This window comes from Pseudomonas sp. D2002 (assembly GCF_013385735.1).
Lineage (GTDB): Bacteria > Pseudomonadota > Gammaproteobacteria > Pseudomonadales > Pseudomonadaceae > Aquipseudomonas.
The window spans coordinates 1-314 of the sequence record NZ_JACAPL010000036.1 but is presented as its reverse complement, the minus strand read 5'-3'; the positions used below and the strand labels follow the sequence as shown (position 1 = coordinate 314).

Sequence of the window (314 nt, the reverse complement as noted above, 5' to 3'; positions counted from 1 at the left end):
TAATCAAAGACTAGAAATCAATATTCACTTCAGAATATTCATTTCTAAACTCTAACAGTAGAAGCAGTTAATGGTGGAGCCAAACGGGATCGAACCGTTGACCTCCTGCGTGCAAGGCAGGCGCTCTCCCAGCTGAGCTATGGCCCCATAACAAAATTGGTGGGTCTGGGCAGATTCGAACTGCCGACCTCACCCTTATCAGGGGTGCGCTCTAACCAACTGAGCTACAGACCCAATTTCGAGCGCGTAACTGATTAGCTAAGAGCTATCAGCTTGGAGCTTAAAGCTGCTTCTATCGTCTTCTTCAATGAATC

Annotated in this window: 2 tRNA genes; both read right to left on the bottom strand. The window is 46.8% G+C overall.

Annotation, left to right across the window (positions count from 1 at the left end):
• Positions 1–71: 71 nt before the first annotated feature.
• Positions 72–147: transfer RNA gene (locus tag HX783_RS29760), tRNA-Ala, on the bottom strand.
• Between the two features lie 10 nt (positions 148–157).
• Positions 158–234: transfer RNA gene (locus tag HX783_RS29755), tRNA-Ile, on the bottom strand.
• Positions 235–314 lie beyond the last annotated feature (80 nt).